The 15,138-nt window shown below is 73.8% G+C and carries 8 protein-coding genes, 1 tRNA gene and 1 pseudogene; 8 read left to right on the top strand and 2 right to left on the bottom strand.

Annotated features, from left to right (window positions below; translation table 11 throughout):
• Nucleotides 1–39 precede the first annotated feature (39 nt).
• The 5 genes and pseudogenes from AB0947_RS25900 to AB0947_RS25880 all read left to right on the top strand — a co-directional run bounded on the left by AB0947_RS25900 (nt 40) and on the right by AB0947_RS25880 (nt 5,387).
• Nucleotides 40–1,170 carry a hypothetical protein gene (locus AB0947_RS25900; protein WP_366752711.1) on the top strand — a complete coding sequence of 377 codons (1,131 nt, stop codon included), beginning with the start codon at nt 40–42 and terminating at the stop codon, nt 1,168–1,170.
• A 302-nt stretch (nt 1,171–1,472) separates the two neighbouring features.
• Nucleotides 1,473–2,647, top strand: a pseudogene (locus tag AB0947_RS25895) (glutathione-independent formaldehyde dehydrogenase).
• A 298-nt stretch (nt 2,648–2,945) separates the two neighbouring features.
• Nucleotides 2,946–3,884, top strand: coding sequence for an SRPBCC family protein (locus AB0947_RS25890; RefSeq protein WP_366752710.1), 939 nt, complete (start codon nt 2,946–2,948; stop codon nt 3,882–3,884).
• Complete coding sequence (locus AB0947_RS25885; protein ID WP_366752709.1) at nt 3,881–5,056, top strand: zinc-dependent alcohol dehydrogenase; 1,176 nt, start codon at nt 3,881–3,883, stop codon at nt 5,054–5,056. The genes AB0947_RS25890 and AB0947_RS25885 overlap by 4 nt, the downstream gene beginning before the upstream one ends.
• A gap of 246 nt (nt 5,057–5,302) precedes the next feature.
• Nucleotides 5,303–5,387, top strand: a tRNA-Ser gene (locus AB0947_RS25880).
• 175 nt (nt 5,388–5,562) lie between these two features.
• Here AB0947_RS25880 and AB0947_RS25875 read toward each other — a convergent pair.
• Entirely contained in the window at nt 5,563–6,435 is an 873-nt protein-coding gene (locus AB0947_RS25875; protein ID WP_366752708.1) for a bifunctional DNA primase/polymerase, read from the bottom strand.
• A 370-nt stretch (nt 6,436–6,805) separates the two neighbouring features.
• Between AB0947_RS25875 and AB0947_RS25870 the strand changes: the two genes are divergently transcribed.
• From AB0947_RS25870 to AB0947_RS25860, 3 genes are all read left to right on the top strand, one after another.
• Complete coding sequence (locus AB0947_RS25870; RefSeq protein WP_366752707.1) at nt 6,806–7,117, top strand: hypothetical protein; 312 nt, start codon at nt 6,806–6,808, stop codon at nt 7,115–7,117.
• 449 nt (nt 7,118–7,566) lie between these two features.
• Nucleotides 7,567–8,121, top strand: a complete 555-nt coding sequence (locus AB0947_RS25865; RefSeq protein WP_366752706.1) for a SigE family RNA polymerase sigma factor — start codon at nt 7,567–7,569, stop codon at nt 8,119–8,121.
• Between the two features lie 135 nt (nt 8,122–8,256).
• The gene (locus AB0947_RS25860) at nt 8,257–9,912 is read left to right on the top strand and encodes a long-chain fatty acid--CoA ligase (protein WP_366752824.1); all 1,656 of its coding nucleotides are present in this window, start codon (nt 8,257–8,259) and stop codon (nt 9,910–9,912) included.
• A 63-nt stretch (nt 9,913–9,975) separates the two neighbouring features.
• On the opposite strand, the gene AB0947_RS25855 is transcribed toward AB0947_RS25860, so the two are convergent.
• Nucleotides 9,976–15,009: a PAS domain-containing protein gene (locus AB0947_RS25855; protein WP_366752705.1), complete on the bottom strand. Its 5,034-nt coding sequence runs from the start codon at nt 15,007–15,009 to the stop codon at nt 9,976–9,978.
• Nucleotides 15,010–15,138: the final 129 nt, after the last annotated feature.

The following is a 15,138-nucleotide window of genomic DNA, read 5'->3' as shown; positions in this document are numbered from 1 at the left end:
GGTGAGCTCCGCGGGGCAGCCGACGAGAAGGGTCCGGTCATGCGGGAATCGTCGCAGGACGTTACGGTCGTGGCTCTCCTGGCGGATCCTGACGCGCCGACGCAGATCGCGCGGCGCATCGCCCGCGTACTCCCTGCCCGGCTCGCCGGCAAGTCGGGCCAGGGACGGCGGTTCGACGTCAAGGTGGTCAGTGAGCCCTTCACCGGGGGGACCGAGGATCTGTCCACGTTGACGCGCCGGATCATCGACCGCGCGCGTGGGGAACATTGGGACGTCGTCGTGGCCCTGACCGACCTGCCCCTGCACACGCACGGGCGCAAGCTCGTCGTGGATCTGAGTCATGAACACGGCCTGGCGCTGTTGTCCCTTCCGTCGCTGGGGGGCTTGCGACTTCAGCGAAGGGCCCTGCGGACGGTCGAAGAAGCCGTGCTCAGCCTGGCGACTCCGCGCGCCACCGGGGAGGAGGAACCTTTCCGGCGTCCTTCGCTGGGACGTTTCGCCCGTCATCTCGCTCCTGTTCACCCGGGTCCGATCGGTGAGGAGGAGGCCGCCGATCTGCGGTACGTCGTCAGCGGGCCGGGCGGTTACCTGAGGGTGCTCAGCGGTATGGTCCGCGCCAATCAGCCGTGGCGGCTGGTGCCGGGCCTGTCGAAAGCCCTGGCGGCCGCCCTCGCCACGGGAGCCATCGCCACCGTGAACTCCACCCTCTGGAGCCTGTCCGAGGCCCTGAGCACCACGCGTCTCGTGATCGCCATGGTCGGGTCCGTCGTGCTCATGATCGGCTGGCTGATCGTGGACGCGAAGCTGTGGCATCGATCGACGGATGCCTCGCCGGAGGAGAGGAAGAGGACGACTCTCTACAACGCGTCCACGGTCGTGACCCTGGGCATCGGCGTGGTCGTCTGTTACGCGGGTTTGCTGGTCATCAACCTGGTGTGGGCGCTCTTCATCCTCAACGACAAAGTCTTCGCCTCGATGACACGGACCCCGCTGCACCCCACGGAGTACTGGACGCTGTCCTGGTTCGTCGCGTCGATCGCCACGGTGGGCGGCGCGCTGGGATCCGGTCTGGAGAGCGACGAGGCGATCCGGGCGGCCGCCTTCTCCAAGCGCGAACAGGAACGTCGCCGCATGCGGGCGGACGACCACGATGACCAGGGGATGACCTGACCGGAGACGTGCCGGGGACCGGGGACCGGTGGCCGTCCGAGTACGGAACATCCGCTGATCGATCGGTGCGTGGTTGTTTCCGTCGTATGCCGACGGGGACCCGCACCGCGTGCCGTCGGAGTGCTGGGGTTCCACCTGGCGGGCCGGCGGCGCGATCACCGTTCCACCTGATTCGGGTGAGCGGCCCGCAGAGGCATGCCGGAGCCGCGGACTCCGTCGTCAGCACTTCTGGGTGTCGGGCTCTTCGCGTCGTCTCATCAGCGCCGTGCCGCGGTCGTGCCGCGACACCGAGGGAAGTCATCATGAAAGCAGCGGTATATGAAGGACCGCGAACGGTCGCGGTGAAGGACGTACCGGACGCGAAGATCGAGCACCCCTGCGACATCATCGTCAAGATCACCTCGACCAACATCTGCGGTTCGGACCTGCACATGTACGAGGGCCGCACCTCGTTCGAGTCCGGCCGTACCCTCGGGCACGAGAACCTGGGCCAGGTCGTGGAGGTCGGCTCGGCCGTCCGCAAGGTCCAGGTCGGCGAGTACGTGGTGCTGCCCTTCAACATCGCCTGCGGCTTCTGCAAGCAGTGTGAGCAAGGCCTGACGAACTACTGCCTGACCATGCAGCCGGTACCGGACCTCGCGGGAGCCGCCTACGGATTCGCCGAGATGGGCCCCTACCAGGGCGGCCAGGCGGAGCTGCTGCGCGTCCCCTACGGCGACTTCAACGCGCTGCGTCTGGGCGAGGACGCCGCCGAGCGGCAGACCGACTACGTGATGCTCGCCGACATCTTCCCCACCGGCTACCACGCCACCGAGATGGCCCACGTCAAGCCGGGCGACCAGACCATCGTCTTCGGGGCCGGTCCGGTCGGGCTGATGGCGACCTACTCCGCCCTGCTCAAGGGTGCCGGCCGGGTCTGGACGGTCGATCACCAGCCGACCGGCTGCGCAAGGCGGAGGAGATCGGGGCGATCCCGGTCAACACCGCGGAGCAGGACCCGGCGGAGGTCGTCAAGGAGGCCACCCTCGGTCTGGGCGCCGACAACGGCTGCGAGTGCGTCGGCTACCAGGCACACGACCCCCAGGGACACGAGGACGCCAGCCTCACGCTCAACGGGCTGATCGACTCGGTCCGGTTCACCGGCCACATCGGCGTGGTGGGTGTCTTCATGCCTCAGGACCCCGGCGGCGCGGAGGCCCAGGGTGAGCTGGAGGCCCAGGGCAAGGTCCCGATCGACTTCGGGATGATGTGGTTCAAGGGCCAGCACATGGGCACCGGGCAGGCGCCGGTGAAGAAGTACAACCGGGCGCTGCGGGACCTGATCGCCGGCGGGAAGGCGAAGCCGAGCTTCGTCGTCTCCCACGAACTCAGCCTGGACGAGGCCCCCACCGCCTACGAGCACTTCGACGCCCGTGACGAGGGCTGGACCAAGGTCGTCCTGCACCCCGACGGACACGGCAACGGCCACAAGAAGTAGGGAGCACAGGGCCGCCGCCCGCCTCCTCTCCCAGGACCGGGCCGGCCGACGAACGGTGTCCGGCCCCGGCTCCGGCCGGGGCCGGACGGACAACTGACGGACAACTGCCGCCCGCGCTCCCGTCGTACCCGGCAGCGGCGGTCAACCGTGCCCGGCTCACCACCGCGACGCCGGTGGGTGACGGAAGTCGAGGATTGGTCGCGGGCCAGGCGGAAACTCCGCCGTTGTCCACTCCGCACCTTCCACCTCGCCCAAGTGGCCCGCCTTCCGTTCACCTCACCGCACGTGGGGAGCACTCATGAAGACAGACACCCGTTCCACCACCCGCCTCCAGCACGATCCGCTCGTCCGCGGCCTCGGCTGGGCCAGCGCGCTCATGGGCGTGCCCCAGGTCGTCGCCCCGGCGGGCTTCGCCCGGGCCCTGGGCGTCGGCGACGCCTTCCGGCACCGCTCGGCGACGACCGCCGTCGGTGTGCGCGAGCTGGCGGCGGCGTCCGGGCTGCTGGGGCGACCGCATCCCGCCTGGCTCTGGGGCCGCGTCGGCGGCGACCTCATGGACCTGACGATGCTGACCCGGGCCCTGAGGAACCACAACGGTCGCGGTCTGGGCCGCACCGTCGCCGCGACCGCCGCGGTCACCGCCCTCACGGTCACGGACGTCTACGCGGCCGTGACCCGCACCCGTAGGAGCACTCCCATGGAACTGACCGCGACCACCACCGTCGGCCGGCCTCCGGACGAGGTCTACGCCCTCTGGAGGGACCTGGAGCGGCTGCCGGACTTCATGGCGCACCTGGAGGAGGTGCGCGTCACCGGCCCGCGCACCAGTCACTGGCGGGCCGGCGCGCCGTTCGGCAAGACGGTCGAATGGGACGCCGAGACCACGCAGGAAGTCGCCGGCCGGCTGATCGCCTGGCGGTCGGTGGACGGCGCCGACATCGACAACTCCGGCGAGGTCCGCTTCGAGCCCGCCCCCGGCGGCCGGGGCACGGAGATCCGGGTGACCCTGCGCTACGACCTGCCCGGCGGGGCGCTGGGCCAGGCCGCGGCGCGCTACTTCGGCGAGGAACCGCACCAGCAGCTGGACGACGACCTGCGCCGCTTCAAGCAGATCGCGGAGACCGGCGAGGTCGTCCGCTCCGAGGGCGCACCCGGCGGCAAGCGGGCCCGCCGGGAGTTCCCGCAGCACCCGGCCCGGCCGCTGACCGAGGACGAACTGAAGGAGGCCCTGGCATGAAGGCGAACTGCTGGACGGGACGCAACTCGGTCGAGGTGCAGGACGTCCCCGAACCCTCGATCCTGAACAGCCGCGACGCCATCGTGAAGGTCACCTCGACGGCGATCTGCGGTTCCGACCTGCACCTGCTCGACGGCTACGTCCCCACCATGCAAAAGGGCGACATCATGGGCCACGAGTTCATGGGGGAGGTCGTCGAGGTCGGCTCCGGCATCAGCGAGGGCACACTGCGCGTCGGGGACCGGGTCGTCGTGCCGTTCCCCATCGCCTGCGGCGCCTGCGCGTCCTGTCGCGCGGAGCTGTACTCGTGCTGCGAGAACACCAACCCCAACGCGGGCATCTCGGAGAAGTTGTTCGGCCACCCCACCGCCGGCATCTACGGCTACTCCCACCTCACCGGTGGCTTCGCCGGCGGCCAGGCCGAGTACGCCCGCGTGGTGCTCGCCGACGCCAACGCCCTCAAGATCGAGTCGGACCTCACGGACGAGCAGGTGCTGTTCCTGTCCGACATCCTGCCGACCGGGTACATGGGCGCCGACATGTGCGACATCCAGGAAGGCGACGTCGTCGCCGTCTGGGGTGCCGGACCGGTCGGCCAGTTCGCCATGGACAGCGCCCGGGTGCTGGGCGCGGAGAAGGTCATCGCGATCGACAAGGAGACCTACCGGCTCGACATGGCCGCCGCCCAGGGCTACACCACCATCAACTTCGAGGACACCGACGTACGGTCCGCCCTGCTCGAACTCACCGGCGGCCGGGGCCCCGACAAGTGCATCGACGCGGTCGGCCTGGAGGCCACCCACGGCGCCTCCCACGTCCACCTCTACGACCGCGCCAAGCAGGCGGTCCGCTCCGAGACCGACCGGCCGCACGCCCTGCGCCAGGCCATCCTGTCCTGCCGCAGCGGCGGCGTGGTGTCGGTCATCGGCGTCTACGGCGGACTGATCGACAAGTTCCCGGCGGGCGCCTGGATGAACAGGTCCCTGACCCTGCGCACCGGGCAGTGCCACGTGCACAAGTACATGAAACCGCTGCTGGGCATGATCGAGCGGGGCAGGATCGACCCCACCCGGATCATCACCCACCGACTGCCGCTGACCGAGGCACCGACCGGCTACGACCTGTTCAAGAACAAGAAGGACCACTGCGAGAAGGTCGTCCTCACGCCGTGAGGGGCACGCGCCGATGACGGGCACCATCCCGCCGACGACGTGGTGGCGGCGGACGCGGGATGCGTGGGGACGGGTGTGGCAGGCACGCCAGTAGGCTGACGCCGTACCGGCGCGAGCCGGGAACAAGCGACGCTCTCAGGATCGCGGGCGAGTGGGACTTCAGTGGACCCCATGTGGACCACAGCCCCCGCACGGCGCCCGCGCCCGGTACGCTGTACCCGCTCCGCCCCAGGTGGGCAGGGTGAAGGTGGGTTGCCCGAGCGGCCTAAGGGAACGGTCTTGAAAACCGTCGTGGCGCGAGTCACCGTGGGTTCAAATCCCACACCCACCGCACGGGAGAACTGCCCCCGACCGGCACCGCGGTCGGGGGCCGTTGTCATGCGCGACACCCCTCGGCGTCCGCTGCCTCCCGCTGGTTCCCGTCCGGTCGGGCACGGGAAGGGCACGGCCGGCCGGGCTGGGAGGTCACCCCGTGGCGACCCCGCCCGGTCGTCGGCGTCCGGCCCTCACGGCCCGTGTCCCGTCAGCCGGGCCGCCGACGCGATCGTGGCGCGGGCCTCGCGTTCGGTCAGGCCGGTGTCGCGGGCGGCGGCCACGAGGGGGTCCGTCAGGGCGGGTCCGAGACCGTTCTCGTAGGCGCGGCAGGCCGCCCAGAACAGGCGGGTGTTGCGCTGCCCCTCGTGCGCCGCGAGCACGAACTGGACCAGCCCCTGGCCGTGGCCGCCCAGGGCCGGACGGGTGGGGTGGGGCGCGCGGGGCGGGGGGAGGAGGAGCCGCAGGAGGGACGGCGGGCAGGAGGCCGGGGCGAGGTCGGCCGTGCCGGGTACGGCCGTGTAGACGCCGTGGTCGGTGCGGGAGCCGGGGCCTACGAGGTAGCCGCCGGCACCCCGGATGTCGATGCCGGGGGCGAGCCGCCCGGCCGAGTTCGGTACGACGGTGTCGGGCGGGCCGGTCAGCCACAGGTGGCGGCCGCCGCTGGGGGTACGGACGACGACCGTCTCCGGGATCGTGAACAGGTGGCGCAGGGCCAGTTCCCGCAGGGCGGCCGAGGAGTCCGTGCCGGACTTGGTGTCGAGGTCGACGCCGATCAGGTGGTACGGGGGCAGCCCGCAGGCGATGCCGTAGCCGGTGGCCCAGGGCGCGGCGGCGAAGAGTTCGCGGATGCGGCCGGGGTCGGTGGAGGCGTCGTACACACCGTGGCCGGAGCGGCCGCACTCGCCGTGACAGGGGCGCCCCGCCGGGGCCGGGTCGTCGCGGTGCGGGGAGCGCAGGGCCGGGAGCTTCGTCCGGGACAGGGGGATCACGGCCAGTCCGCGTTCGGCGGCTGACAGGGCGTGCGCGAGGGCCAGCGTCGTGGCCTGCCGGTCGATGGTGGCCATGCTTCTATGTTCGTACACGCGTTCGAAAATGGGAAGGGCGGGACGGGGTGGCGCGCCGGGTGGCGGGTGGGTTGGCCGGAAAGGTGCCGCAACGATTCATCCCCTGTGTCGCTTGAGGTTGGTATCTGGCGTGAAGCGTGGTCCGGGGGTGGATGCAGGGAAAAGTGGCGATGAGGGTTTATCGACTTGTCATCACGCTTGCGTGCGAATCGCGGCTTCCGGCACGGTTCGCCGGTGATCCGGTGGGCAACTCTGGAGGCGCGACGTCGTCCACGACAGCCGGGGCGGTCGGCCAACCGTCCCGGCGACAGCCGATGGTTCACGCGCTTGCGGCCCCCGGGCCGCAGAGTGCTTGATTCTGGAGGAACACATGGCAAGCATCCGTACCGCCCGCGTACTCGCCGCCGTCTCCGCTCTCCCGCTCGCGGCCGCCCTCTTCGCCGGCGTCGCGACGGCGGACAACGGCGCCCTCGCGGACGACGGATCGAACTCGGGCGTGGCAGCGGTTCTCGGCAGCGGGGTCGGTGACGACAACAGCGGCAACTCGTCCACCACGAACCAGAACGCGGTCGGCTCCGGTGCCTCGAACCAGAGCAACACCGCCCAGGTCAACGGCTCCGCGTTCACGGCCATCCGGCAGGGCAACGAGAACATCCACGTCAACTTCACCCGCCTCTGGTGAGCCGGGGGCGAGGGCCCTCGTGAGGAGGGCCCTCGCGGGGTGTGCTCCGGGGTCGCGACACGTCGGCGCGGCGGTGCTTCGGTGCCGCCGCGCCGGCGTTTCCCCGGCCCGGACGACCGCCGCCGGCCTTGACATCCCACGCCGTCCGACGGACGGTCGGAAGCCGTCGACGGGATCAGGGGGTGCCGGTGAGCGACGAGCGGGTGGAGGACGAGCCGGGCGCGCGGCTCAGCGAGCCCCACCCCAATGACGGCCGGTACCGGGGTGCCGGCATCCGGGCTGGTCCTGACGCCGGACGGCCGGCCTCCTCAGGGTCGTACCCGCAGACGGGCACACCCGCACTCCACCTTCAGGAGGTGGAGGCAGCCCCACCCCTACAACCTGAGGGGGACTCGCCTTCGGGACCTGCGGCCGATCCGCGCCGCGGGCCGCGCTCCTAGCGTGGAGCCATGACCACACCCGTCTGCACCAGCGCCTCGGCCGCCGCACCCGGGCGGCGGACGCCCGCCTACCCGTCGTTCGCGTCGTACGTGCGGGCCCGTCAGCTGGTCCTGCTGCGTACCGCGCGCTCGCTGACCGCGAACCCGAGCGACGCCGAGGACCTGCTGCAGACCGCGCTCGCCAAGACCTACGTCGCCTGGGAGCGGATCGAGGACCAGCGGGCGCTCGACGGCTATGTGCGCCGGGCGCTGGTGAACACCCGGACCTCGCAGTGGCGCAAGCGCAGGGTGGACGAGTTCTCCTGCGACGAGCTGCCCGAGCCGGAGCCCGTGCCCGGCGGCGACGACCCGGCCGAGCGGCAGGCGCTGCGCGACGCCATGTGGCGGGCGGTCCTGCGGCTGCCGGCCCGTCAGCGGGCGATGGTGGTCCTGCGGTACTACGAGGACCTCAGCGAGGCCCAGACCGCGGAGGTGCTCGGCGTGTCGGTGGGCACGGTGAAGTCGGCGGTGTCCCGCGCGCTGGGCAAGCTGCGCGAGGACCCCGAACTGGAGCTGGCCCGCTAGGGGGCTCGGGCGGCCCCCGGCCGGGATTTTCCTCGGCTCGGTGACCCGCCCCCTAGTGACATACCGCGCGGTATGTGCGCAGAATCAGCGCACCCCCCTACTACCGCGTAGGCAATGTCGCCCGGGAGGAACGCCGTGCTGGCCACCATGCAGGACGTACCGCTGCTGATCTCCAGGATCCTGACCCACGGGTCGACGGTCCACGGCTCGTCGCTGGTGACCACCTGGACCGGGGAACCCGAGCCCCACCGGCGCACCTTCGCCGAGATCGGGTCCCGCGCCGCCCAGCTGGCGCACGCCCTGCGGGACGAGCTGGGCGTGACCGGCGACGACCGGGTCGCCACGCTCATGTGGAACAACGCCGAGCACGTCGAGGCGTACTTCGCGATCCCGTCCATGGGGGCGGTGCTGCACACCCTCAACCTGCGGCTGCCCGCCGACCAGTTGGTGTGGATCGTCAACCACGCGGCCGACAAGGTCGTCCTCGTCAACGGCTCCCTGATCCCGCTGCTCGCGCCGCTGCTGCCCAAGCTGCCCACCGTCGAGCACATCGTCGTGTCCGGGCCCGGCGACCGCGCCCCGCTCCGGGACGCCACCGCCCGGGTGCACGAGTACGAGGACCTGCTCGCCGGCCGGCCGGCCGGCTACGACTGGCCCGAGCTGGACGAACGCCGGGCCGCCGCCATGTGCTACACCTCCGGCACGACCGGCGACCCCAAGGGCGTGGTCTACAGCCACCGTTCCATCTACCTGCACTCCATGCAGGTCAACATGACCCAGTCGATGGGCCTGACCGACCAGGACACCTCCCTCGTGGTCGTCCCGCAGTTCCACGTCAACGCCTGGGGCCTGCCGCACGCCACCTTCATGACCGGCGTCAACATGCTGATGCCGGACCGCTTCCTGCAGCCCGCCCCGCTCGCCGAGATGATCGAACGCGAACGGCCCACCCACGCGGCGGCCGTCCCGACCATCTGGCAGGGCCTCCTCGGCGAGCTGCACGCCGCACCGCGTGACGTCTCCTCCCTCACCCAGGTCACCATCGGCGGCTCGGCCTGCCCGCCCTCCCTGATGGCGGCCTTCGACGAGCTGGGCATGCGGGTCTGTCACGCCTGGGGCATGACGGAGACCTCCCCGCTCGGCACGGTCGCCCGCCCGCCGGCCCACGCGGCGGGCACCGACGAGGAGTTCGCCTACCGCCTCACCCAGGGCCGCTTCCCGGCCGGCGTCGAGGCCCGCCTCACCGGCCCCGGCGGCGAACGCCTGCCCTGGGACGGCGCGTCGGCGGGCGAGCTCGAGGTGCGCGGCCCCTGGATCGCGGGCGCCTACTACAACGGCCCCGGCGCCGAACCGATGCGCCCCGCCGACAAGTTCAGCGAGGACGGCTGGCTGAAGACGGGAGACGTCGGCACCATCTCCCCCGACGGCTTCCTCACCCTCACCGACCGCGCCAAGGACGTCATCAAGTCCGGCGGCGAATGGATCTCCTCCGTCGAGCTGGAGAACGCGCTGATGTCCCACCCGGACGTCGCCGAGGCCGCCGTGGTCGCCGTACCGGACGACAAGTGGGGCGAGCGCCCGCTGGCCACGGTCGTCCTGCGGCCGGGCGCCACCGCCGACTTCGCGTCCCTGCGCGCCTTCCTCCTGGAGGAGGCGCACATCGCCAAGTGGCAGCTGCCCGAGCGCTGGACGGTCGTGGAGTCGGTGCCGAAGACGAGCGTCGGCAAGTTCGACAAGAAGGTGCTGCGCCGCCAGTACGCGGACGGGCGGCTGGACGTCACCCGGCTCTGAAGACCCCCGCGGGCCGCCTCCCCGGAAGGAGGCGGCCCGTGACCCTCGCCGGGGACGGGGGCGCTAGTTCGTCCCGATCCGGGCCAGCAGGTCCACGATCCGCGACTGCACCTCACCGCTGGTCGACCGCTCGGCGAGGAACAGCACGGTCTCGCCGGAGGCCAGCCGGGGCAGGTCCGCCGGGTCGACGGCGGCGGTGTAGACGACCAGCGGGGTGCGGTTGAGCTGCCCGTTCGCGCGCAGCCAGTCCACGATCCCGGCCCGCCGGCGGTGCACCTGCATCAGGTCCATCACCACCAGGTTCGGCCGGAACTGCCCCGCCAGCGTCACCGCGTCGTTGTCGTCCGCGGCCCGCGCCACCTGCATCCCGCGCCGCTCCAGCGTCGCGGTCAGCGCGAGCGCGATCTCCGCGTGCTCCTCGATGAGCAGCACCCGCGGCGGATGCTGCTCGCTGTCCCGGGGAGCCAGCGCCTTCAGCAGTACGGCGGGGTCGGCGCCGTACGCCGCCTCGCGCGTCGCCTGCCCGAGCCCGGCCGTGACCAGCACCGGTACCTCGGCGGCCACGGCGGCCTGCCGCAGCGACTGCAACGCCGTCCGCGTGATCGGCCCGGTCAGCGGGTCCACGAACAGCGCGGCGGGGAAGGCCGCGATCTGGGCGTCGACCTCCTCGCGCGAGTGCACGATCACCGGCCGGTAACCGCGGTCGCTCAGCGCCTGCTGGGTCGTCACGTCGGGCGCGGGCCACACCAGCAGCCGGCGCGGGTTGTCCAGCGGCTCCGGAGGCAGCTCGTCGTCCAGCGGCTGCGGACGCGGGGTGTCCGCCACCTCCACGGCCCCGCCCGGACCGTCCAGCGGCTCCGGCCCCTCGGCGGCGTCGGGCCCCGGGGCGCCTATGGCGTACGACCGCCCGCCCCCTTCGGTGCCCTGCGCCGGCCGCGCCTGCCCGCCGAGCGAGGACTGCGGCGCGGGCGCCGGGGCGGTGGGCGACGGGTGTGCCGGGGTCGGCTGCCCGGCGAGCGGGTTCTGGCCGCCGAGTGACGGCTGCCCGGCCGGCGCGGGGTGCGCGGGCGCCGGTTCGGCGGCCGGGTGCGGCCGGGCCGCCTGGTCCTGCTGCTCCTGGCCGGCGGGGGCCGGGTCGGGGCGCGTGCCCAGCTTGCGCCGCCGGCCCGAACCACCCGGCGCGTGCGGCGGCGGGGTCGCCGTCGGCTGCTGCACCTGAGCGGCCTGCCGCGCGAACGGCACGCCCTGCCCGAGCGTACGGACGCTGATCGCCCGCCCCTGCGTCGAGTCCGGGTCGACGGGGGCTCCACCGGCGGCTTCGGCGGGCAGCGGCATCGCGACCCGCTGCGGCCGGCCACCGGCCGGAGAACCGGGGGCGGGGATGCCGCTGCCGGACGTGTCCCCGGAGCCGGGCCACTGCTGCGGGACGCCGGCGGCGGGGGTGCCCGGAGCCGGACTGGGGATCCCCGCGCCGGAGGTGTCCGCTGAGCCCGGCCACTGCTGCGGGACGCCGGGCGGTACCGGGGCGGCCTGGGCTCCCTGCGCCCCCGCGGGCGCCTGACCGGTGCCCGCCTCGGCGGGCAGCGGCAGCGCACCCGGGGACGCCACGGGCGTACCGGCGGCCGGGGCGCCCGGCTGGGCGGGAGTGAGGTGGGGCGCGGTGCCCTGGCCCTGCGGGGCCTGGCCGGGCGCGCCCTGGACCGGCATGCCGTGGGCGGGCGCGGGGTGGCCCGGCGTTCCCGGGGCCGGTGCGGCGGCACCCGGGCCCGCGGGCACGGCCCCCTGCGCCGGGGCGGCGGGACCGGCCTGGGCGGGGTTGCTGTGCGCCGGGGTCCCCTGACCGGGGGCCGGCGGTACGGCCGTACCCTGCGGGACCTGGCCGGAAGCGGCCGGTGCCGGAAGGGGCTGCGGCGGGGTCTGCCCGGGCGCGGGAGCCACCGTCTGGGCGGCCTCCGAGGGCTGGGCCACGGCCCGGCGGCGCCGGCCGGTCGGGGCGCTGGTGGGATGCGGCTGCGGCGGGGTGTGGTCCTCGGCCTGGTCGAGCGGTACGGCGTCGTGCCGGCCGTCGTCACCCGCGACGCCCTGCGCGGACACCGGCATCTGGGCGGGGACCCGCACCGGACCGGGCAACGGCCCGGCACCGGCCACCGGACCGGCGACGGGACCGGCACCGGGGGCGGCCGGGGCGACGGCGCCCGGAGCCACGGGTGCACCGGTGTCGGCGCCGGGGCCCGCGGGCGCTGCGGCACCCGGGGGGACGGGGGTCGGGCCGGCGGGGGCCACAGGGCCACCGGCGGGAACGGGAGCACCGGGAGCCACCGGGGCACCGGCGGGAACACCGGCCTGCGGGCCGGCATGCGCGACGGCACCCGGGGCGACGGGAACTCCGGTACCCGGAGCCACCTGACTCCCGGCATGCGGAGGCACCGGGGCGCCCGTGCCAGGAGCCACCCGGTTCCCGGCACCGGGAGGCACGGGAACACCGGCACCGGGGGGCACGGGAACAGCGGCACCGGGGGGCACGGGAGCACCGGTGCCGGGAGCGACCTGGCCCCCGGCCGCGGGAGCCCCAGGAGTCCCGGCAGCCACAGGGACCCCGGCAGCCGCAGGAGCCCCGGCACCCGGAGCCGTACCGGTCCCCGCACCCGTACCCGCACCCATCGCGTCGGCCGCGTGACCCTCCGGGCCCGGAACGTCCGGGGACCGGTCCGCCTCGGCCGGCGGCAGCGCGAAGACCGTGCGGGCGCCGCCCGCATCCTGCGCCGCGGCCCGCTCCGCCGCGGCGGCCAGCGCCCGTCGGCGCCGTCCCGTCGGCTGCGCACCCTCGTCCGGAACCGCCTCGCCGCCCTGCGCCGGCACCACGGAGGCGCCCTCGGCCGGCAGCGCCCGCGCACCCGGCTCGCCGCCCGGTGCCGGAAGCGCCGGAGGCAGCGCGGCCTGCGGGGCGCCGGAGTCGCGGCGGGCACGGCGGCCCGTCGGCACGGGCACGCCCTGCGGCGGCACGGTGCCACCGAGTCCCGTACCCGAGGCGGCGGCCCCCGCGCCCTGCTCGGCCGAGGTCACCACGGACCCCTCGGACACGCCCTCGGCGTCGCCCGCGCCGGTGTTGTCCGCGGGCCGCCCGCGGCGGCGTCCGGTCCCGCCGGACGCGCTCTCCGCGCCCTCGGCCGGGACCGCGGCGCCCTCCTCGAAGGGCGCGGCGGCACGCCGTCGGCGCCGTCCGGTCGGCGCGGACCCCTCCGGATCACCGGCGTCACCCGCGCCGGCCAGGTCACTGTCGAGGAAGGCGTCCGTGGAGGGCCGCCGGGCCCGCCGCCGTCCGCCGGCCGGACCCTGCCCGGCCGCACCGGCGTCGTCCGTGCCGCCCTCACCGCCGTCCGGCACCGGCACGGCGACCGCCGCCCCGGCCGTCGCCGCCCCTGCCGCGACCGCGCCCGCCCCGCCGCCGAGCGGTACTTCGAGCACGTACGCGCTGCCGCTCATGCCCGGCACCTCGTGCGTCTGGAGCACGCCGCCGTGGGCGCGCACGATCCCGCGCACGATCGGTTCGTGCACCGGGTCCCCGCCGGCGTACGGGCCGCGCACCTCGATCCGCGCGACCTCGCCGCGCTGGGCGGCGGCCACCACGACGGTGCTGTCCAGGTAACCACCCGCCGAGACGGGCGTGTTGCCGGTGGCGTCGACCCCGGCGACGTCCGCCACCAGGTGCGCCAGCGCGGTGGCGAGCCGCCGGGGGTCGACCTCGGCCTCGATGGGCGGCGCGTGGACGGCGAACTGCACGCGCCCCGGCCCGATCAGCTCGACGGCTCCGTCCACACCGGCGGCGACGACGGCGTCCAGCATCACCTTCGTACGGGTGATGTCCTCGCTGCCGGCGTCCAGCCGCTGATAGCCGAGGACGTTGTCGATGAGGGTCGTGATCCGTGAGTACCCGGCGGAGAGGTGGTGCAGCACCTGGTTGGCCTCGGGCCACAGCTGCCCGGCGTCGTCGGCGGCCAGCGCGGACAGCTCGCGGCGCAGCTCGTCCAGCGGCCCGCGCAGCGACTGCCCGAGCAGCGTGAGCAGCTGTTCGTGCCGCCCGGCTAGGGCCTCGTACCGGTCCTTCTCCCGCTCGGCGAGCGCCGCGTACCGCTCCTCGCCCGCCGCCAGCTCCTCCGTGTGCTTCTCGCGCAGCTCCTCGACCTCGGTGACGTGCTGCTGGCGCAGCGCGGTCAGGTCGGAGGCGTGTTCCTCGGAGAGCCGCTCCAGCTCCTCGGCGTGCGCCTTCTCCAGCGCGGCCTTCTCCTCCACGAGGGCGTCGTACGGCCGCCGGTCGGTGAAGGTCATCACGGCGCCGACGAGCTGGTCGCCGTCGCGCACCGGCGCGGTCGTCAGGTCGACCGGCACCTTCCGGTCGCCCTTGGACCACAGCACCTGCCCCCGCACCCGGTGCTTGCGCCCGGAGCGCAGGGTGTCGGCGAGCGGCGACTCGTCGTACGGGAAGGGCGAGCCGTCGGCGCGGGAGTGCAGCACCAGGGCGTGCAGCTCCTTGCCGCCCAGCTCACCGGCCCGGTACCCCAGTATCTGGGCGGCGGCCGGGTTGACGAGCACGATCCGTCCGTCGGTGTCGGTGCCCACGACACCTTCCGCCGCCGCCCGCAGGATCATCTCGGTCTGCCGCTGCGACCGGGCCAGCTCGGCCTCGGTGTCCACGGTCCCGGACAGGTCCCGGACCACGAGCATCAGCAGCTCGTCGCCGGTGTAGCCGTAACCGTCGTACGCCTGCTGCCCGTTCTCCAGGTTCGCGCTGGTGACCTCGACCGGGAACTCGGTCCCGTCGGTCCGCCGCGCGACCATCCGGGTCGGTTTGGTCCGTCCCGTGGGATCCATGTGATCGGGCCGCCGCATGGAGCCGGGGATGAGCCGGGAGTCGAACTCGGGCAGCAGATCGAGCAGCCCGCGCCCCACGAGAGCCGTACCGGGCGTCTCGAAGGCCTCCAGCGCGATGGTGTTGGCGTTGACGACGGTTCCGTTGGCGTTGACCAGGACCAACGCGTCCGGCAGCGCGTCGAGTATGGCTGCGAGGCGAGCAGCGCCTCGGGATGGCCTGCTGCTCACGAGACGCCTTCCTCCCTGTTACCGCACCTTGCCGACCGCTCGGGCCATCTTGCCAACCGGCCCGCGACGTGTCACGCGAGGGAGTCTAAGGGCACGGGTCCCGCCCGCGGCGCCGGATGAGAGGGAGGT

Source organism: Streptomyces sp. NPDC047841 (assembly GCF_040704085.1).
Lineage (GTDB): Bacteria > Actinomycetota > Actinomycetes > Streptomycetales > Streptomycetaceae > Streptomyces > Streptomyces argyrophylli.
The sequence above is the reverse complement of the archived record's forward strand: the minus strand, read 5'-3'. Positions and strand labels throughout refer to the sequence as shown.